Below are 17,880 nucleotides of genomic sequence, written 5' to 3'. Positions count from 1 at the left end.
CCTCGGTCCGGCACCACCGCTCAACAGGGTGACGTGGACGCCAGGGCCGTCGCGAGGGCCCGGAGGTCGTCCGCGCGCAGCACCCGGCCGTCGAAGCCGGGCAGCGGGACATGGAGGGAGGACGTCCAGCGGGCGGGGATCGCCGAGGCTCCGTACACGGCGCCCGCCAGCGTCCCGGTGACGGCTGCCACGGTGTCGGTGTCACCCCCCAGGTCCACCGCCGCCACCAGGGCCTCTTCCAAGGAGGCGGTGGTGCGGAGCGCCCAGACGGCCGAGCCCAGGCAGGGCCACACCGCGCCGTTGAACTCGGTGGCGAGGTCCGGGTGCCAGTCGTGGGCGAGGACCGTCGCCCAGCGTTCCCGGTGGGCCGGTGCGACTTCGGCGAGGGTGGCGGGCAGGGCGGCGAGCGGGTCCTCGCCGAGCAGGGAGACGCGGACCAGTTCGTGGAGGACGGCTGTTCCCTCCCAGGCCGCGCCGTCACCATGGGTCAGGGCACTGATCCGCCGCCCCGCGTCCATCGTGGTCGCGCGGCCGTGGGCCGCGAAGCACACGGCGGAGGTGGAGGCGCGCATCAGGGCGCCGTTGCCCGCGCCCCGGCCGTTGACCTGGAAGTGCAGGGCGGCCGCCAGGTCCCAGGGGTCCTCGCGGAGGAGTACCTGCTCGGTGAGGAGACCGATGTCCTTGGGGTCGGCCGCCGCCCAGCGGCGGAACCGGGCGAAGAGGTCCGGCAGATCGAGGCCGCCCCGTTCGAGCAAGGACTCGGCGACGAGGACCGCCATCTGTGTGTCGTCCGTCGCCTCGCCGGGGTCCCAGCCGCCGCCTCCGCACAACTCCCCGACGCCGTCGGGGAAACGCTCCCGGAAGGCACCGGGAGCGCCGAACTCGAAGGGGGCGCCGAGAGCGTCGCCCACGGCCGAGCCGAGGACGGCGCCCACGGCGCGGTCGGTGCTGAGCATCCGGTCAGCGTAGTGGGACCGCCGACGGGCGCACGGTGGAATTCCTGGTCGTCCGTACCGCGCGGACGATCAGGAAGAGGGGGAGGCCGAGGGGGGAGAGGAAGATCGTCAGGAGGAGCAGCGGGGACATGAGGAGGGGAGGAACGGCGAGGCGACGGGCCTCGCGGTACATCCACTGGCCGATCAGCAGGTCCCAGGCGAGGATCTGTGCCCAGATCGCCCCGGCGCCTTTCCCGAGGGCGGCCAGGTCGCGGAAGGCATCGAGGTTCGGGCTGCTGACCGCCGACCACAGTTCGGGCAGGACCGGTACGGCGAGGACCGCCCAGAGAATCAGGATCGGTACGACCGTGAGGGGTGAGGCCGCGACGCGTTCGGTGATCCGCCAGGTCGGTGCGAAGACCATCAGCAGCCAGACGGGCGCCACCAGATAGAAGGCCAGGTCGAAGAGGGAGCTGGTCATGCCGGGACCTCCTCGGTGCGGGCGGGCGCCGGGGCGGGCACGGGAGTGCCGGTCGGCAGCCGGAACGAGAGGACGGTGGCGGCGGCGCCGAGCAGTGCGATCGCGCCTGCGGCCGTCAGTGTCGTGGCGTCGGGAGAGAGCAGGGCCTGGCCGCGCAGTGCCTGCCAGGTCAGGAGGACGAAGGCCGCGGTGTAGGCGCCCGCCGCCGTGAGGGTCAACCGGAGCCTGACCCGCTCGTCTGCGAGGCGGGTGAAGCGCGGGGCGAGGGCGGCGAGGACGAGCAGGAGCAGCGGGAGCAGCTGGAGCGCGTGCATCCCGAAGAAGTGCGGCACCCGCAGGTCGCCGCCGGTGTCGGCCCAGCCGGTCAGCGGCATGGAGGGGCCGCCGTCCGGGACGCCGACCGAGTGGGCGCCCACGACGGGGGAGTCGGGCCTGGCCAGCTGTTCCGGGGTCGGCTCCACCATCAGGAAGCCCACGGCGGCACCGGCCAGGGCTATCAGGGAGGAGAGGCGGACGGCCCAGGCCATGGCCCGGTCGAGTATTCGGGCCCGGAGGAGCAGGACCGCGATGACCAGGGCGCCCAGCCACAGTACGGCGACGGTGGCGCCCATGAACTGGAAGACGGCGTTGTCGAAGGGGGTGGCCTGGTTGAAGTGGCTCTGGGTGCCCCGGAGCACCTGGAGGGTGATGAGGACCATCTCGGCCGTGCCGGCGATGACCACCACCGTCCCGGCCCACCAGCCGACCCGTCGGCCCCGGGGGAGCAGCGACAGCATCCAGGCCAGGGAGAGCCCGTAGGCGATGAAGGAGACGGAGAACTTGAAGGGTTTGGTCCAGATCGGCACCCCGACCAGAACGCGGTCGTCGACGAGGATGCCGACGGCGGAGACGAGCGCGAGGACGCCCATCGAGGCGGCGAACCAGGTCAGTGGCCGGTGCAGCCGGGTGACCGGGATGAGCGAAGGCATAGGGATCCCCCCGTGGAAACTATGGATAGTGGCACTAGCCACTATCTGATAGCGCCACTATCTATGATGGGGGTGCCGGTCGGCAAGGCCGGAGCATGACCTGAAAGGTGAACACGCTTTGCGCATCGGAGAGTTGAGTCGTAGGGCCGGGGTTTCGGTGCCGACGATCAAGTTCTATGTACGGGAAGGGCTGCTGCCGGCCGGGGAACTGACGAGCCCGAACCAGGCCTCGTACGGAGAGACACACCTGCAGCGCCTCCGCCTGATCCGGGCGCTCCTCGATGTGGGAGGCCTTTCGGTCGCGGCCATCAGAGAGGTGATCGTCGCCGTCGACGACGTCGAGAAGCCGGTGCACAAGCTGCTCGGCACAGCGGCCAGCCGCATGGTGCCGCGTTACGACCGTGAACCGGGAACCGGCATGGACGAGGCGCGGAAGTCGGTCGCCGACCTCATCGAAGCGCGCGGCTGGCGTGCCCACCCGGGCAGCCCGGCGGCCGAGTCGCTGGCGGCGGCCCTCGCGGCCCTCGAAGAGGTCGGACACGGGGCCTTCGCCGAGGTCCTCGGCACCTACGCCGACGCCGCGGAAGGTGTGGCGCGGGCCGATGTCGACTATGTGGCCCACCAGGTCGCGCGCGAGGAACTCGTCGAGAGCGTGGTCGTCGGCACGGTCATCGGCGACGCGATCTTCTCGTCCCTGCGCCGCCTGGCCCAGATGGACGCCTCCAACCGCGCCTTCGGCCCGGCGACTTAGCGGCGCGGGAGAGGAGGGGAGAGGAGGGGGGAGGAGAGGAACGGGTGATCTGTGGGCGCTGAGGAGGGGACCCGGGGGTGGGGGAGGGTGACCCCGGGGGCAGCCTTGAGGGCCCGGGAGTTGGCGAAGCCCTGAGCGGGAGAGGTCGGCTGCGGACCCCGAGGGGGTGTGGTGCGGTGGCGGTGTGGCCCGGAGGGGGCGAGGGTGGCCGTGCCCCAAGGGGTGGGGGCCTGCCCCAGGGGTGGTGAAGCGCTGCGCGTGGGGTGGCCGGGGATCGCCTGGGGTGACCCAGGGTGGGCGGGCGCCTGGGGTGCGCGAGCCTTGTGGGTGTGGGTGTGGGTGTGGGTGTGGGTGTGGGTGGGACGGAGGGGAGGGGGGAGGGGGGAGGGGGAGGGCCCCTCCCCGGTCAGTTTTCCTGCTCCTGCTCCACCCGGTCGTTCCACTCGCGCTTGATCGCTCGCCAGGCCTCGTCCGACTTGCCCAGGCGCCAGTAGCCCGAGATGGACAGGCGTTCGCGGGGGACCTCGCGTTCCAGGCGCAGGTGGTGGCGGAGTTCCTTCACGAGTCCGGCTTCGCCGTGGACGAAGGCGTGGACGTCGCCCGCCGGGAAGTCCAGGGCCCGTACCGCCTCGACGAGTGCCTGGCCCGCGGGGCGCTCGCCCCTGTGCAGCCAAGTGACGTGGATGCCGTGCTCCGTGGCGAACTTCTGCTCCTCGGCGGTGTCCGAGATCTCCACGAACGCGTGGACCCGCGTACCGGCGGGCATCGCCTCCAGGGCCACCCCGATCGCCGGGAGCGCGCTCTCGTCGCCCACGAGGAGATGCCAGTCGGCCGTCAGGTCCGGGGCGTAGCCGCCGCCGGGGCCGAGGAAGCGCACCGTCTCGCCCGCCGTCGCCCGCGCGGCCCACGGGCCGGCGAGGCCCTCGTCGCCGTGCACGACGAAGTCGATGGTCAGTTCCCGGTGGACCTGGTCCCAGGCGCGCACGGTGTACGTCCGCGTGGTCGGCCACTGGTCCCGGGGGAACTCCGCCCGGATCCGCTCCATGTCGAACGGCTCCGGGTAGGAGACCCCCTCGGGGGCGAACAGCAGTTTCACGTAGTGGTCGGTGTGGGAGCCGATCTCGAACGCGTCGAGTCCGGGGCCGCCGAGGACGACCCGCACCATGTGCGGGGTGATCCGCTCGGTGCGCACCACGCGCGCTTCGGTGGCCTTCGGTGCCTTGCGGGGCTGTTCCGCCACGGGGGCCTCCTGACTCGACTCACTTAGGTATGCCTAAGACTTAGGTATGCCTAAGCTAGCATCTCCAGGCTACGTCGCCACAGTGCGCCCCGCGCGGCTCAGTGTCCCAGCACCGTCAGCAGGCGTCCCACCGCCCCGCCCAGCCCCCAGCGCTTCACCAGCGCGTCCAGCGCGGCGGGGTCGTGCGGGGTGGCGGGCAGGGCCGGGTCGAACGCGGGCAGCGGTACGTCCCGGGCGACCCGCACCACCGTCGGCGCCACGTCCAGATAGGCGGCGGCCTCCACGATCCCGCGCCGCTTGGCCGGGGTCAGCTTCGAGGTGCGGTCCTCGGCGGCGGCGCGGACGCCCGCCAGATCCCCGTACTCCGTGATCAGCTGGGCCGCGGTCTTCTCGCCGATGCCCTTCACGCCGGGCAGGCCGTCGCTGGCGTCGCCGCGCAGGGCGGCGAAGTCCGCGTACCGGTCGGGCTCCACCCCGTACTTCTCCCGGATCAGCTCCGCGTCGACCAGGTCGCAGTCGCCGACCCCCTTGCGCGGGTACAGCACGCGCACGCCCCTGGCGTCGTCCACGAGCTGGAACAGGTCCCGGTCGCCGGTGACGATGTCCACGGGCCCCCCGGCGCGCGCGGTCAGCGTGCCGATCACGTCGTCCGCCTCGTACCCGGGCGCCCCGATCCGGGCGATGCCCAGTGCCGCGAGGACCTCCTCGATCACCGGCACCTGCGGGGACAGGGTGTCCGGGATCTCCTCCTCGTCCGGGCCGGTCGCCGTCTCGACGGCGACCCGGTGCGCCTTGTACGAGGGGATCAGGTCCACCCGCCACTGCGGCCGCCAGTCGTCGTCCCAGCAGGCCACCAGGTCGTCCGGCTGGTGGTCCTGGACGAGCCGGGTGATGAAGTCGAGCAGTCCGCGCACGGCGTTGACCGGAGTGCCGTCGGGTGCGCGGACCGAGTCCGGCACGCCGAAGTAGGCGCGGAAGTAGAGGCTTGCGGTGTCGAGGAGCATGAGGCGTCGAGTCACCTCCCCTATTTTATGGCGCGGTCCGACAGCGGACGCCGGAGCCGTGCCGCCATGAGCCCCGCGCGGCGGCACGGCCCCGTGCCACCCCGCAGGCCCCCAGAGCGCCGTGGGCCCCTGGGCTCCCGCAGGCCCCGCGCCACGGCGAGCCGGGACCGTGGTGAGCCAGGACCGTGGTGAGCCAGGATCGTGGTGAGCCAGGATCGTGGGTGAGCCGGGATCGCTGTGCTCCCCGAGCAGTCGTGGGCGGCCCCGTGCCACCACAGGCCCTGTACTGCCATGGAGCCCCCCTGTCACCAGGAACCCCACCTCTCGCCGCTGTGAAAGCCCCCGCCGCCATGGAGCCCCCATCTGCGGCCCGGTCCCCCTCGGTGGCCACCCCCACCGAAACCCCGCCCCCGAGTGACCCGCATCACCTTTGCGTTTGCACCCTGTGAAGGCGGGCAGGCGCGAGCCCGGAGCGGAACCCGGTACGGGATTCAACCAAGGAATCCCCGTACGTGACGGGCCCGCGGGCCGATCCCGCCCGCTCCACGGCCCGGCCGCGCGGGGGTGGCGGGCCGTTCTCGTCGCTACCCGTGAGGTTTATGTGTCCAGGCTCCAGGCCGATCACCTGTTCAAGGTGTTCGGCAGACGACCCGACGAAGCCGTCCGCAGGCTCGTCGACGGTGCCGACCGCGAGGAGCTGCGCGCCGAGGGGACGACAGCAGCCGTCGTGGACGCCGGCTTCACCGTCGAGCCCGGCCAGATCTTCGTCGTGATGGGGCTGTCCGGATCGGGCAAGTCCACCCTGCTCCGTATGCTCAACGGCCTGCTCGAACCGACCGCGGGCCGGGTCCTCTTCGATGGACGTGATCTGACCGCGCTGTCCCCCCGCGACCTGCGTGCGGTCCGCTCCACCAAGATCAGCATGGTCTTCCAGCACTTCGCTCTGTTCCCGCACCGGAACGTTCTGGAGAACGCCGCCTACGGCCTGGAGGTGCAGGGCGTCCCGCGCGCCGAGCGCGAGACCCGCGCCGCCGAGGCCCTGGAGCTGTGCGGTCTGGCCGGCTGGGAGAAGTCCTGGCCCGACGAACTCTCCGGCGGGATGCAGCAGCGGGTCGGTCTGGCCCGCGCGCTCGCCACCGACGCCGACCTGCTCCTGATGGACGAGTCCTTCAGCGCGCTCGACCCGCTCATCCGGCGGGACATGCAGGACCAGCTGCTCGTCCTCCAGCAGCGGCTGAAGAAGACCATCGTCTTCATCACCCACGACCTCAACGAGGCCATGCGCCTCGGTGACCGCATCGCCGTCATGCGGGACGGCCGGATCGTGCAGCTCGGCACCGCGGAGGACATCCTCGTCCGCCCCGCCGACGACTACGTGGCCTCCTTCATCCAGGACGTCGACCGCTCCCGGGTGCTCACCGCCGCCGCCGTCATGACCGACGGCGCGGTCCCCGCGGAGTGCCCCGCCGACTGCCCCTGCCGGCCCGTCGGACCGGACACGCTCGTCGCCGACCTGTGTGCCGTGGCCGCCCGCACCCCCCACCCCGTGACCGTCGAGGACGCCGACGGCGCCGTTCTGGGAGTAGTCCCCACCGAACGCCTCCTCGGCGTCATGGGCGGCCTCGGCGCCGCCGACATCCCGACGGGTCCCCGTGCGGGGGCCCGTACGCGTACGAGCACGGGCGCGGATACGAGTGCGTCCCCGCGCCCGGCACGCACGAGCCCCACCGGCCCGGCGAGGAAAGCGGACGCCGCGAAGAACACCGGCCCCACCGAAGACACCGGTCCCGCGAGAAGCACCCGCGACACGTCCGGTGCCCGGCGGACCACGACCGCCGGGGACGCCCGGGAACAGGAGGAGGTGACCGCCCGTGCCTAGGCTCCCCCTCGGAGACTGGGTCGACAGCTCGGTCGACTGGCTCCAGGCCCAGTTCTCCTGGCTGTTCGACGCCATCAGCTCCGGCGTCACCGGCCTCTACGACGGCATCGACGCCGTCCTGTCCGCGCCGCACCCGCTGCTCTTCGCGGGCGTCCTGGCCGTCGTCGCCTGGTGGCTGCGCGGCCTCGCCGCCGGTGTCCTCGCCTTCGCGGGCTTCGTGCTCGTCGACTCGGTCCAGCTCTGGGACGAGGCCATGGCGACGCTCTCCCTGGTGCTCGTCGCCACCCTGGTGACCCTGGTCATCGCCGTGCCGCTCGGCATCTGGGCGGCCCGTTCGAAGACCGTCAGCGCCGTCCTGCGGCCCGTCCTCGACTTCATGCAGACCATGCCCGCGATGGTCTACCTGATCCCCGGCATCATCTTCTTCGGCGTCGGCGTCGTCCCCGGCATCATCGCCACCATCGTCTTCGCGCTGCCCCCGGGCGTGCGCATGACCGAGCTGGGCATCCGCCAGGTCGACGGCGAACTCGTCGAGGCCGCCGAGGCCTTCGGCACCACCCCGCGCAACACGCTGCTGCGCGTACAGCTCCCGCTCGCCCTCCCGACGATCATGGCCGGCGTCAACCAGGTCATCATGCTGGGCCTCTCCATGGTCGTCATCGCGGGCATGGTCGGCGGCGGCGGACTCGGCGGCGCCGTCTACCGGGCCATCGGCAACGTCGACATCGGCCTCGGCTTCGAGGCGGGCGTCTCCATCGTCGTCCTCGCCATGTACCTGGACCGGATGACCGGCGCGCTCGGCCGCCAGGTCTCCCCGCTGGGCCGCCGCGCCGCCGCCAAGGCCCGCGCGGCGGCGAGCGCCAAGCGCCCCGGCGCGAAGCTCTGGGCCCACCGCCCGCAGCCCGTCACCGCGCTCGTCGGCGTCGTCGTCCTCGCCCTGGTCGCCGGTGGCACGAGCCTCTTCGGCGGCCCCGCGGGCACCACGGGACCGAACGGCGCCGACGGCAAGAAGATCAGCATCGGGTACATCCCCTGGGACGAGGGCATCGCCTCCACGTACCTCTGGAAGGAACTCCTGGAGCGCAAGGGCTACGAGGTCGACACCAAGCAGCTGGAGGCGGGCGCCCTCTACACGGGTCTGGCCGGTGGCCAGCTCGACTTCCAGACCGACGCCTGGCTGCCCGTCACCCACGCGCAGTACTGGGAGAAGTACCAGGACGAACTGGAGGACCTCGGCTCCTGGTACGGGCCCACGTCGCTGGAGCTGGCCGTCCCCTCGTACGTCGACGGCGTCGACTCCCTCGCCGACCTCAAGGGCCAGGGGAGCCGGTTCAAGGGCCGGATCGTCGGCATCGAGCCCAGCGCCGGAATGATGGGCATCCTGAAGGACAAGGTGCTCAAGGAGTACGGACTCGAGGGCGAGTACGAGGTCGTCGACGGCTCCACGCCCGGGATGCTCGCCGAGCTCAAGCGCGCGTACGAGCGCAAGGAACCGGTCGTCGTCACCCTCTGGTCCCCGCACTGGGCCTACTCCGCCCACGACCTGAAGAAGCTCGACGACCCCCGGGGCACCTGGGGCAAGGGCGACGGCGTCCACACCCTCGCCCGTAAGGGATTCACCGGGGACAACCCGGAGGTCGCGGCCTGGCTCAAGGACTTCGAGCTGACCGAGAAGCAGCTCACCGACCTCGAAGCCGTCATTCAGGAGACCGGCAAGAGCAAGGAGCAGGAGGCCGTCCGCACCTGGCTCGACAGCGAACCCGGTCTCGCGGAGAAGCTGACTCCGTAACGAACCCGGGCCGGACCGCTCGCCGTACCGCGGAGCGGTTCCTGTCCGAAAAGGGGTGGTCGCCGAGCGTGTCCGGCGGCCACCCCTTTTCGGCACGACGCGAAACCCCGCCCCAAAGCTGCGTAAGGTTCAGGTAACCGCCCGGTACGGGTACGCGCGAGGCACGAGGGAGGGAGCCGACATGGACGAGAAGGAATCACCACGGGTGGGCGCGGCCGTCAAGAGGCGACGCAGAGCGCTCCAGCTCACCCTGGCCGTCGTCTCCTCCCGCAGCGGCCTGTCCGTGCCCTTCCTCAGCCAGGTCGAGAACGACCGGGCCCGGCCGAGCCGCCGCTCCCTCGAACTCGTCGCCGGAGCCCTGGAGACCACGTCCGGCACGCTCCTCGCCGCCGCCGAGGCCGCCCGCACCGTCGACGTCGTACGGGCCGACGAGCGCTCCGCCGCACTGCCGCCCGGCGTACGGTCCCTGGTCAGGGGCCGCCACCAGCTGCACGCCCTGGAGTTCACCGGGGAACAGGACGCGGGCCGCGAGTTCCAGCACCGCAACGACGAACTGCTCTACGTGGCCGACGGCGCCGCCGAGGTCGAGGCCGAGGGCCGCGCCCACCGGCTGGGGCGCGGCGACACCCTCTACCTCTCCGGCGGGGTCCGCCACCGCTGGCGCGCCACCGAACCGGGCACCCGGCTGCTCGTCGTGGCGATCGCCGAACACGTCGAGGCCGAGGAGGAGTGATCCGGGGCCGGGGGAGGGGCAGGGACCGGGCGAAGGCGCCCGGCGGCCGGACCGGACCGCCGAGAGGCACCACGGGGGACGCCGTGAAGGCCGTCGGGGCCGTCCCCTCGCGCGGGCACCGCAGGACGACGTCATGAGGGTCGTCTCTCTCGTGCCCTCGCTGACCGAGGCCGTCGCCGTCACCGTGCCCGGAGTCCTCGTCGGGGCCACCGACTGGTGCGTCCGGCCCGCCGGACTCGGCGTCGCCCGGATCGGCGGCACCAAGAACCCCGACGTCCCCGCGATCCTCGCGCTCCGCCCCGACCTCGTCCTCGCCAACGAGGAGGAGAACCGCGCCCCCGACCTCGCCGCGCTGCGGTCGGCGGGCGCCGACGTCCTCGTCACCGAGATCCGGACCCTGACCCAGGCCCTGGACGAACTCGCCCGGGTCCTCACCGCCTGCGGCGCGCCCCGGCCGCCCCGCTGGCTGGACGAGGCCGCGGCCGCCTGGGCCGCGGTCGTCCCGGAGGAGCCGCGCACCGCCGTCGTCCCGGTCTGGCGCCGCCCCTGGACGGTCCTCGGCCGTGACACCTTCGCCGGTGACCTGCTCGCCCGGCTCGGGGTGCGGAACCTGTACGCCGACCACCCCGAGCGCTATCCGCGCGTCCCGGTCGACGCGCTCCGCGCCGCCGGGCCCGACCTCGTCGTCCTGCCCGACGAGCCCTACCGCTTCACCCGCGAGGACGGTCCGGAGGCCTTCCCCGGGACCGCCGCCGCGCTCGTGGACGGACGGATGCTCACCTGGTACGGGCCGTCGCTGGCCGAGGCTCCGGGAGAGCTGGCGCGGGCCCTGCGGGCAGCGCGCCGCTGACGAGCCCCCGCAGGGTGTGCGTCCCGGCCAGCAGCCACGCGGCGACGAGGAGCACGTACAGGCCGACGGCCAGCCACCGGAAGACGGCGAGCCCGGTGTGCTGGGCGAGTCCCTCGACGCCGGTCACACAGGTCCCGAGGGGGAAGGTGAACGCCCAGAACGTCATCGAGAAGCCCATGCCCTGTCGCCGTGCCCGCAGCACCATCGCCGAGGACAGCGCGAGCCACAGCAGCGCGAAGCCCGTCACGGGCACGCCGTAGAGGACCGCGAAGGAGGCGAAGCCCTGCGCGTACGGGGCGGGCAGCACGCCCGGGGCGACGTCGGCGAACTTGTTCGCGGCGGTCGTCGACTGGCCGAGGGGGCCCAGGACCAGGAAGAGCGTGGGGGTCAGCGCGAGCGGCAGCGGCCCGCCGGTCACCAGACGGCCGAAGACCAGCGGCAGCATGACGAGGGTCGCGAGCAGACTGACGCCGAACATCGCCCAGCAGGCGATCAGCAGGGTCTGCTGGGCCTGCCCGGCGGGCAGATGGGGCACGAGCAGCGGGCCGAGGGCGGCGGAGACCATCGGTGCGACGACCGGCAGCAGCCACACCGGGGACGCGCTCTCGATCCGGTGGTGCACCACCATCAGGTACGGCACCGCCACCGCCGCCACCAGCCCGACGGCCGTCCCCGCGGTGAACAGGACGGTGTCGAGGGCCACGGCCGCCGGGAGCCCGATCCAGTCCCGGCCCACGATCATCGCGCCGCCGCCGACCGCGAGCAGCGCCATCGAGAGACAGCCGTAGAAGGGGGCCATCGCCGGGTCGAGGAGATGGGCGCGGGCCTGGTCGCGGTGGCGGACCCAGTGGGTCGCGCGGGCGGCGAGGAGGACGAGCAGCATCGCGAGGGAGAGCGCCCAGACCGCCGCGCAGGCCGTACGGAGACCGGTACCGGCGGCCGGGAGTCCGGCGCCCGCGTTTGCCACGATGGCCGTGCCCATCACGGAGGCGTACCAGTTCGGGCCGAGATGCCGGACGGAACGGACGGGGGACGCGGTGGGCCGGGCGTCGTGGACGGCGGGGAGGGCGGGACGGGGAGGTGCGAGGCTTGCCATGCCTCCACCGTCGCCCCCTTCCGCCGCCCCCACCAGGGATCATGCGGCTATGACGCCATAAGCTGGCTTTATGAGTGCGAACGGGGAGACGCGGAGCGACGGAACGCACGACGGCGGGACACCCCTCTCGGGGGTGCCCATGACAGGGACGCCCGCCACGGAGACGCCCGCCACGGGGACGGCCGCCACGGGGACGGCCGGGGCGCGGGCCGCCGCCCGGCGGGCCGGGACGTACGGCGGAGCCCACGACGAGGGGGCCGGGCCGCAGCTCCACCACCGGGTCCCGGACCTCGGCGCGCTCGAACTGCTCCTCGCCGTCGCCCGGCACGGGAGCCTCGGCGCCGCGGCCCGCGAGGTCGGCATCACCCAGCCCGCCGCGAGCAGCCGCATCCGCTCGATGGAACGACAGCTCGGCGTCGCCCTGGTGGACCGCTCGCCGCGCGGTTCACGGCTCACCGACGCGGGCGCGCTCGTCACGGACTGGGCGCGCCGGATCGTCGAGGCGGCGGAGGCGTTCGACGCGGGCGCCCAGGCCCTGCGCGGGCGACGGGACTCCCGGCTGCGGGTGGCCGCGTCCATGACGATCGCGGAGTACCTGCTGCCGGGCTGGCTGATCGCCCTGCGCGCCGAGCGGCCCGACACGGCGGTGTCGCTCCAGGCCGGGAACTCGGCGGTGGTCGCGGAACGGCTCCTCGGGAACGAGGCGGACATCGGCTTCGTCGAGGGGCTCGCCGTTTCCGAGGGCCTGGACGGGGTGGTCGTCGCCCACGACCGGCTCGCGGTGGTGACCGCCCCCTCGCACCCGTGGGCCCGTCGGCGCGGTCCGCTGCTCCCGGCGGAGCTGGCCGCCACCCCGCTGGTCCTGCGGGAGCGCGGCTCGGGCACCCGGCAGGTCCTGGACGCGGCGCTGTCCGCGCACGGTGGTCTGGCGCGCCCGCTCCTGGAACTGGCCTCCACCACGGCGGTGAAGGCGGCGGCGGTCAGCGGGGCGGGGCCCGCCGTCCTCAGCGAACTGGCGGTCGCCGAGGAGCTGGCCTCCCGCCGTCTGGTCGCCGTCCCCGTCGAGGGGGTCCGGCTGAGCCGCGACCTCCGCGCGGTCTGGCCGACGGGCCACCGCCCCACCGGCCCGGCCCGCGACCTCCTGTCCCTGACCCGGGCCAGGCCGACGGGCTGAGCCGAGGGGCTGAGCCGAGGGGGCCTCCCGGAGACCGAGGGGTCTCCCCGGGAGGGGGGACCACAGCCCCGGCACTCCCCCTCCGCACCGTGCTCCCCCTTCCGGACCGTGCTTCCCGTGGACGCACGGCCGGGGAAGGCCCTCTCAGATCTCCCGCGCCCGGTGCGTGATCCGGCCGTCCAGGACCGTGAGCAGCACCGGCAGCTCCGGGAGGTCCGTGGCCGCCGTGGTCAGCGGGCTGTCCGCGAAGACGGTGAGGTCGGCGCGGTGGCCCACCGCGAGCCCGCCCGCCGTCGCCTCCTCGCCCGCCGCGTACGCCGGTGCCGTCGTCATGCCCCGCAGCGCCTCCAGGGGTGTCAGCGCCTGCTCGGGGCCGTGCGGCGGCCGGCTGAGGTCGCGGCTCGGGCGCCGGTGCCGCGCCCCGGCCATCACGGCCAGCGGCGGGAACGGCGCGATGGGCCAGTCCGAGCCGAGGACCACGGTGGCCCCGGAGTCGGCCAGGTCACGGCAGCGCCACGCGTGCGAGGCCCGCTCCTCGCCGAGGCGGCGGGACCAGTTGTCGGTGTGGTCGGCGCGGGTGAAGTCGCAGCAGTGGGTGGGCTGCATGGAGGCGAGGACACCCAGTTCGGCGAAGCGGCGCAGGGTGTCGTCGGGCACGGTCTCGATGTGCTCGATCCGGTGCCGTACCGTCCCGCCGTCGTTCGCGCGGGCCTGCTCCACGGCGTCCAGCGCGTGCCGGACGGCCGCGTCGCCGATGGCGTGGGTCGCGGTCGGTACGCCCGCCCGGTGCAGCTCCCCGACGACCCGGGTGTACGCGGCCGGGTCGGGCCAGAACGCGTGCGTGGACTCGCCGTGGCAGTCGGGGCGCTCCAGCCACGCGGTGCCGTTGTCGATGGTCCCGTCCATGAAGAGCTTCACGCCCGTGACCCGCCACAGGTCCCCGCCCGTGCCCTGCTGCTCGATGAGGGCCCGTACCCCGTCGGTGTCCGTGCCGGGCTGGCACCAAGGCGCCACCCGGAGCCGCAGCGGCAGTTCACCGGCCGCGTCGAGCTGTCCGTACAGCGCGAGGCTCTCGCCGTTGGCGTCCATGGCGTGGCCGCCGGTGAGTCCGGCCGCCGCCATGGACCGCAGGACCGCCGCGAGGCGTTCCCGGCTCTCCTCGGGGGTGGGGCGCGGAGCGATCCGTTCGACGAGTTCGCAGGCCGCGTCCTCCTGGAGCAGTCCGGTGGGGCGTCCGTCGGTGTCGCAGACGACCTCGGCGGACGCCTGGTCGAAGGTGCGGGGGCCGTCGACCCCGGCGAGTTCGAGGGCGCGGCGGCTGGCGAGCGCGGAGTGGGCGTCGAAGAGCAGCAGGAAGGCCGGTACGCCGTCGAGGACGGAGTCGAAGGGGGCGATGCCGACGGGCAGGCCGCCGAAGACGTTCGGGTCGAGGCCCCAGCCGAAGAGCCAGTCGCCCCGGCCCAGGTTCCGCACCTCCCGGGCGAGGACCTCGCGGACGTCGTCGAGGTCGGCGCAGTACGACAGGTCCAGGCCGTGGGTGAGTTCGGCGCCCGTCACCGGGTGGAGGTGGCCGTCGACGAGCCCGGGGGTGACCACGGCCCCCCTGAGGTCGACGACGGTGGTCGCGGGGTCCGCGAGCGCGCGGATCCCGCGGTCGTCGCCGAGGGCGGTGATCCGGCCGCCGTCGGAGACGGCGAGCGCGGTCTCCGGCAGGACCGTCCCCGTGCCGGGGTCGAGCAGACGGGCGGAGAGCAGGACGAGTCGGGTGCGCACGAGTACTCCAGGAGGGGGACGCGGGGAGGTTCTCAGAGGATCGGGGCGGTCCGGATCGGAGAGGGAACGGGCCGGAGGAAGAGGGAACAGGCCGGAAGGAGGGGGAACGGACGGATCGGAAGCACGGAGCGGCCGGGCAGGGAAGCCGGGAAGCCGGGAGATCGGGAGGCCGGGAGGAGCCTGCGAGGAGGAGGGAAGGCAGGTCAGGCGGTCGGGGGCTCGTCCGGCAGCGCCAGGTCCGTGAGCGCGCCGTGCGGCAGGCCCAACGCCTGTTCCGCCGTGGTGACGGGCAGCCGGGTCACGGCGTCCGGGCGGTCGGTCCGGTCGGTGTTGGCGTGGGCGCCGAGGCCGTCGAGCACCACCAGGATCTTGATGGCCGCGGTGCGCGGGTCGTCGGTGCGGAACTCGCCGAGCGCGACGCCCTCGCGGATGAGCTGTTCGAGCCGGTCGTCGGAGGCGAGTTCCTGTTCGGTGACCCGGGTGCGCAGGACCGGCCGGTAGCGGCTGAGGTGCCGGGCGTTGATCCAGAGGCGGCTGATGTCGTCGTACGCCTCGCCGCCGGAGAGGGCGAAGTACCGCGCGAGGTACTGCGCGGGGGTCCCGTGGGGGCGTTCGGCGGGCAGCAGGGCGTTGAGTTCGCCGGTGGCGGCCACGCTGAACGCCTCGCCCACCAGCTCCTCCACCGAGGGGAAGTAATGGCTGATCAGACCGGGCCGGACGGACAGCTCCTCGGCCGTCCGCCGCAGGGTCACGCATTCGAGCCCCTCGGTGAGGGCCACGCGTGCGGCGGTCTCCACGATCTCGGCCCGACGGGCCTCGGGAGATTTCCGAACTCTCTTCTGCGGAACGCTTGACGGCATACCCGGGATGCTATTGAGTGTGCGACCAATAAGCAACAAGGTGGGCATCACACGTACCCGGAGGGCCGCATGGCTTCCACGATCCCCGATCCGCTCCCACGCAGCCAGGGCGCTCCGGCCGATCCGTCCGCCGTCGACCGGCCCGGCCGGATCGAGGCCCACGGCATCGACCGCATCCCCGACTCCGAACGCCACGGACACCCCCGTGAACTGTTCTCGGTCTGGGCGGCGGCGAACGTCAACTACCTCAGCCTCGTCATCGGCGGCACCCTCGTCCTGATGGGGCTCAGCCTCTGGCAGGCCCTCGCCGTGATCGTCGTGGGCAACCTCTTCTGGCTGCTCACGGGCCTGCTCGCCACCTCGGGCCCGGCCGCGGGCGCCCCCAGCGAGGTGATCACCCGGGCGATCTACGGCGTCCTCGGCAACCGCGTGAACAACGCGATAGGCGGCTGGCTCGTCTCCGTCTGCTACTTCGCCCTCAACCTGGCCGCCGCGGCGACCGCCGCCTTCGCGCTGGTCGAGAAGGCGGGCGTCACCGCCACCACCCCCGTGAAAGTGGCCGTGATCGTGGTCATCGCCGCGCTGACCCTCGTCATCAGCGTCTACGGGCACGGTCTGATCATCAGGCTGTACCTGCCGATCACCCTGGTCCTCGCCGGAGCGTTCACGGTCGTCGCGTTCGCGGTCCTGCGGCACGCCGACTTCTCGTACGCCCCCGCCGGACGGGTCTCCGGGACCGCCCTCTGGGCCCTGCTCCTCGGCGGCGTCACGATGATCGCCTCGGGCCCCCTCTCGTACACGACGAGCGCGGACTTCTCCCGCTATCTGCCCCGGACCGCGTCGAAGCGGGCGATCGTCGGCTGGACCGCGCTCGGCGCCTTCCTGCCCAGTGTCGTCGTCTGTTCCCTCGGCGCCCTGGCGGCCACCGTCGTCGACATGAACGACCCGCAGACCGGACTCCAGGAGATCCTGCCCGGCTGGTTCGTGCCGGTCTTCCTGCTCGCCCTGGTCCTCGGCACCATCGCCATCAACGCCCTGACCGCGTACAGCGCGGGACTCGCCCTCCAGGCCGTCGGCCTCCGCGTCCGCCGCTCCGTCAGCGTCCTCTTCGACGGGACCGTGGCCGTCGCCCTCACCCTGTACGGGCTGCTCGTCTCCGACTTCCTGGACACGGTCAGCAACGCCCTCCAGGTGATCACCGTCCTGAGCGGCCCCCTGATGACGGTGTACGCGACCGACGTCCTGCTCCGCCGGGGCCGCTACGACGGCGCCGCGCTCTCCGACGAGACCCGCTCCGGCCCCTTCTGGTACACCGCCGGAGTCAACCCGGCCGGTGCCCTCGCCCTCGTCGCGGGCGTGACCACGGCGGCCCTCTGCGCCGACACCGTCTACACGGGCCCGGTCGCCGCCGCGCTCGGCGGCCTCGACCTCTCCCTGCCGGTGGGCATGGCGGTCTCCGCCGTCGTCTACGTCCTCCTGATGCGCGACGAGCCCACCCTGCGCGCCGCCCGCGCGACGGCCTGAGACGTACGGCCACGGCCACCCGGTCCGGCGAGGCCCGCGACCCCTACGGGGCGGGTCACCCGGCCCGCAAGGCCCAGGCGCCACCCGACCCGGACGGCCACGGCCCCCGCCCCGTCCGCTACCGGCCCGCCCCCGAGGCCGCCGCGACGAGGCCCCGCATCACCCGCGGGTCCTCGCCCATCTCCGGGTGCCACTGCACACCGAGGGCCCAGGCGGGGGCGGCCAGTTCCACCGCCTCCACCGTGCCGTCCTCCGCGTGCGCCGAGGGCGCGAGCCCCGCGCCCAGCCGGTCCACGGCCTGGTGGTGGTAGGTCGGCACCTCGGCGGCCTCCGGCACCAGCGAGCCGTACAGGCTCCCCGGCACCGGCTTCACCGTGTGCCGCCCGATCACCCCGACCGCCTCCACGTGCCCGTCCAGGTGCTGCGTCAGGGTGCCGCCCCGGGCCACGTTGAGGAGCTGCATCCCCCGGCAGATGCCGAGCAGCGGGGTCCCCGAGGCGAGGGCCGCGTCGATCAGGGCCAGCTCCCAGGCGTCCCGTTCCCTGGCCGGCGGGCCGGTACGCGGATCGGGCTCGGCCCCGTACCGCACCGGTTCGACGTCCGCCCCGCCCGCGACCACGAGGCCGTCGAGCCGGGCCACCGCCGCCGCCGCGGCCCCCGGGACGTCCGGCGGCAGCATCACCGCCAGGCCCCCGCCCTCCCGGACGAGCCGGGGATACCGCTCCGGCAGCAGCGCGGCCCGCATGTCCCACACCCCCCAACGGGCCCGGTCCAGATAGGTGGTCACGCCGATGAGCGGCTGGGACACGTGCTTCCTCCAGGG

At 73.5% G+C, this 17,880-nt stretch carries 16 protein-coding genes; 7 read left to right on the top strand and 9 right to left on the bottom strand.

From position 1 onward, the window contains the following. Positions 1-20: 20 nt before the first annotated feature. Genes ACIO92_RS23465 through ACIO92_RS23455 form a run of 3 tightly spaced genes read right to left on the bottom strand, consistent with a single transcriptional unit; the run spans position 21 to position 2,384 of the window. Positions 21-956 carry an ADP-ribosylglycohydrolase family protein gene (locus ACIO92_RS23465; protein WP_366442369.1) on the bottom strand — a complete coding sequence of 312 codons (936 nt, stop codon included), beginning with the start codon at positions 954-956 and terminating at the stop codon, positions 21-23. Between the two features lie 4 nt (positions 957-960). Continuing rightward, positions 961-1,416 carry an ABA4-like family protein gene (locus ACIO92_RS23460; protein WP_366442370.1) on the bottom strand — a complete coding sequence of 152 codons (456 nt, stop codon included), beginning with the start codon at positions 1,414-1,416 and terminating at the stop codon, positions 961-963. Next, positions 1,413-2,384: a hypothetical protein gene (locus ACIO92_RS23455; RefSeq protein WP_402282476.1), complete on the bottom strand. Its 972-nt coding sequence runs from the start codon at positions 2,382-2,384 to the stop codon at positions 1,413-1,415. Before ACIO92_RS23455 ends, ACIO92_RS23460 begins: the two co-directional genes overlap by 4 nt. A gap of 118 nt (positions 2,385-2,502) precedes the next feature. Between ACIO92_RS23455 and ACIO92_RS23450 the strand changes: the two genes are divergently transcribed. Further along, positions 2,503-3,135: a MerR family transcriptional regulator gene (locus ACIO92_RS23450; protein WP_402282474.1), complete on the top strand. Its 633-nt coding sequence runs from the start codon at positions 2,503-2,505 to the stop codon at positions 3,133-3,135. A 406-nt stretch (positions 3,136-3,541) separates the two neighbouring features. Here ACIO92_RS23450 and ACIO92_RS23445 read toward each other — a convergent pair whose 3' ends face one another. Both ACIO92_RS23445 and ACIO92_RS23440 read right to left on the bottom strand, forming a co-directional pair. Further along, positions 3,542-4,375: a siderophore-interacting protein gene (locus ACIO92_RS23445; RefSeq protein ID WP_366442373.1), complete on the bottom strand. Its 834-nt coding sequence runs from the start codon at positions 4,373-4,375 to the stop codon at positions 3,542-3,544. A 98-nt stretch (positions 4,376-4,473) separates the two neighbouring features. Then, positions 4,474-5,379: a 5'-3' exonuclease gene (locus tag ACIO92_RS23440; protein WP_366442532.1), complete on the bottom strand. Its 906-nt coding sequence runs from the start codon at positions 5,377-5,379 to the stop codon at positions 4,474-4,476. Between the two features lie 601 nt (positions 5,380-5,980). Between ACIO92_RS23440 and ACIO92_RS23435 the strand changes: the two genes are divergently transcribed. From ACIO92_RS23435 to ACIO92_RS23420, 4 genes are all read left to right on the top strand, one after another. Continuing rightward, entirely contained in the window at positions 5,981-7,258 is a 1,278-nt protein-coding gene (locus tag ACIO92_RS23435) for a glycine betaine/L-proline ABC transporter ATP-binding protein (protein ID WP_402282472.1), read from the top strand. After that, positions 7,251-9,047 carry an ABC transporter permease/substrate binding protein gene (locus ACIO92_RS23430; RefSeq protein ID WP_401237700.1) on the top strand — a complete coding sequence of 599 codons (1,797 nt, stop codon included), beginning with the start codon at positions 7,251-7,253 and terminating at the stop codon, positions 9,045-9,047. Before ACIO92_RS23435 ends, ACIO92_RS23430 begins: the two co-directional genes overlap by 8 nt. A 181-nt stretch (positions 9,048-9,228) precedes the next feature. Next, positions 9,229-9,780, top strand: a complete 552-nt coding sequence (locus ACIO92_RS23425; protein ID WP_351792207.1) for a cupin domain-containing protein — start codon at positions 9,229-9,231, stop codon at positions 9,778-9,780. 133 nt (positions 9,781-9,913) lie between these two features. Continuing rightward, entirely contained in the window at positions 9,914-10,630 is a 717-nt protein-coding gene (locus tag ACIO92_RS23420) for a helical backbone metal receptor (RefSeq protein WP_366442376.1), read from the top strand. Here ACIO92_RS23420 and ACIO92_RS23415 read toward each other — a convergent pair. Beyond that, positions 10,557-11,726 carry a TDT family transporter gene (locus tag ACIO92_RS23415; protein ID WP_402282469.1) on the bottom strand — a complete coding sequence of 390 codons (1,170 nt, stop codon included), beginning with the start codon at positions 11,724-11,726 and terminating at the stop codon, positions 10,557-10,559. The genes ACIO92_RS23420 and ACIO92_RS23415 overlap by 74 nt on opposite strands. A 139-nt stretch (positions 11,727-11,865) precedes the next feature. Here ACIO92_RS23415 and ACIO92_RS23410 point away from each other — a divergent pair, with 139 nt between their 5' ends. Beyond that, positions 11,866-12,900 (top strand): LysR family transcriptional regulator, encoded by a 1,035-nt coding sequence (locus tag ACIO92_RS23410; RefSeq protein WP_402282508.1) that lies wholly within the window; start codon positions 11,866-11,868, stop codon positions 12,898-12,900. A 144-nt stretch (positions 12,901-13,044) separates the two neighbouring features. Here the strand turns inward: ACIO92_RS23410 and ACIO92_RS23405 are convergent, their stop codons facing one another. Next, positions 13,045-14,673, bottom strand: coding sequence for an amidohydrolase (locus ACIO92_RS23405; RefSeq protein WP_402282467.1), 1,629 nt, complete (start codon positions 14,671-14,673; stop codon positions 13,045-13,047). A 203-nt stretch (positions 14,674-14,876) separates the two neighbouring features. Beyond that, positions 14,877-15,533, bottom strand: coding sequence for a TetR family transcriptional regulator C-terminal domain-containing protein (locus ACIO92_RS23400; protein ID WP_366442380.1), 657 nt, complete (start codon positions 15,531-15,533; stop codon positions 14,877-14,879). Between the two features lie 69 nt (positions 15,534-15,602). On the opposite strand from ACIO92_RS23400, the gene ACIO92_RS23395 reads away from it, so the two are divergent. Next, positions 15,603-17,057: a purine-cytosine permease family protein gene (locus ACIO92_RS23395; RefSeq protein WP_402282465.1), complete on the top strand. Its 1,455-nt coding sequence runs from the start codon at positions 15,603-15,605 to the stop codon at positions 17,055-17,057. A gap of 118 nt (positions 17,058-17,175) precedes the next feature. Here the strand turns inward: ACIO92_RS23395 and ACIO92_RS23390 are convergent, their stop codons facing one another. Then, positions 17,176-17,865 carry a gamma-glutamyl-gamma-aminobutyrate hydrolase family protein gene (locus tag ACIO92_RS23390; protein ID WP_402282463.1) on the bottom strand — a complete coding sequence of 230 codons (690 nt, stop codon included), beginning with the start codon at positions 17,863-17,865 and terminating at the stop codon, positions 17,176-17,178. Between the last annotated feature and the right edge of the window lie 15 nt (positions 17,866-17,880).

Source organism: Streptomyces sp. NPDC087215 (genome assembly GCF_044744885.1).
Taxonomy (GTDB): Bacteria; Actinomycetota; Actinomycetes; order Streptomycetales; family Streptomycetaceae; genus Streptomyces.
This window is presented reverse-complemented; position numbering and strand designations above follow the sequence as displayed.

Coding starts and splice junctions, on each gene's coding strand:
- ACIO92_RS23465 (WP_366442369.1), bottom strand. CDS start 956: ATGCTCAGCACCGACCGCGCCGTGGGCGCCGTCCTCGGCTCGGCCGTG.
- ACIO92_RS23460 (WP_366442370.1), bottom strand. CDS start 1,416: ATGACCAGCTCCCTCTTCGACCTGGCCTTCTATCTGGTGGCGCCCGTC.
- ACIO92_RS23455 (WP_402282476.1), bottom strand. CDS start 2,384: ATGCCTTCGCTCATCCCGGTCACCCGGCTGCACCGGCCACTGACCTGG.
- ACIO92_RS23440 (WP_366442532.1), bottom strand. CDS start 5,379: ATGCTCCTCGACACCGCAAGCCTCTACTTCCGCGCCTACTTCGGCGTG.
- ACIO92_RS23425 (WP_351792207.1), top strand. CDS start 9,229: ATGGACGAGAAGGAATCACCACGGGTGGGCGCGGCCGTCAAGAGGCGA.
- ACIO92_RS23420 (WP_366442376.1), top strand. CDS start 9,914: ATGAGGGTCGTCTCTCTCGTGCCCTCGCTGACCGAGGCCGTCGCCGTC.
- ACIO92_RS23415 (WP_402282469.1), bottom strand. CDS start 11,726: ATGGCAAGCCTCGCACCTCCCCGTCCCGCCCTCCCCGCCGTCCACGAC.
- ACIO92_RS23410 (WP_402282508.1), top strand. CDS start 11,866: ATGACAGGGACGCCCGCCACGGAGACGCCCGCCACGGGGACGGCCGCC.
- ACIO92_RS23400 (WP_366442380.1), bottom strand. CDS start 15,533: ATGCCGTCAAGCGTTCCGCAGAAGAGAGTTCGGAAATCTCCCGAGGCC.
- ACIO92_RS23395 (WP_402282465.1), top strand. CDS start 15,603: ATGGCTTCCACGATCCCCGATCCGCTCCCACGCAGCCAGGGCGCTCCG.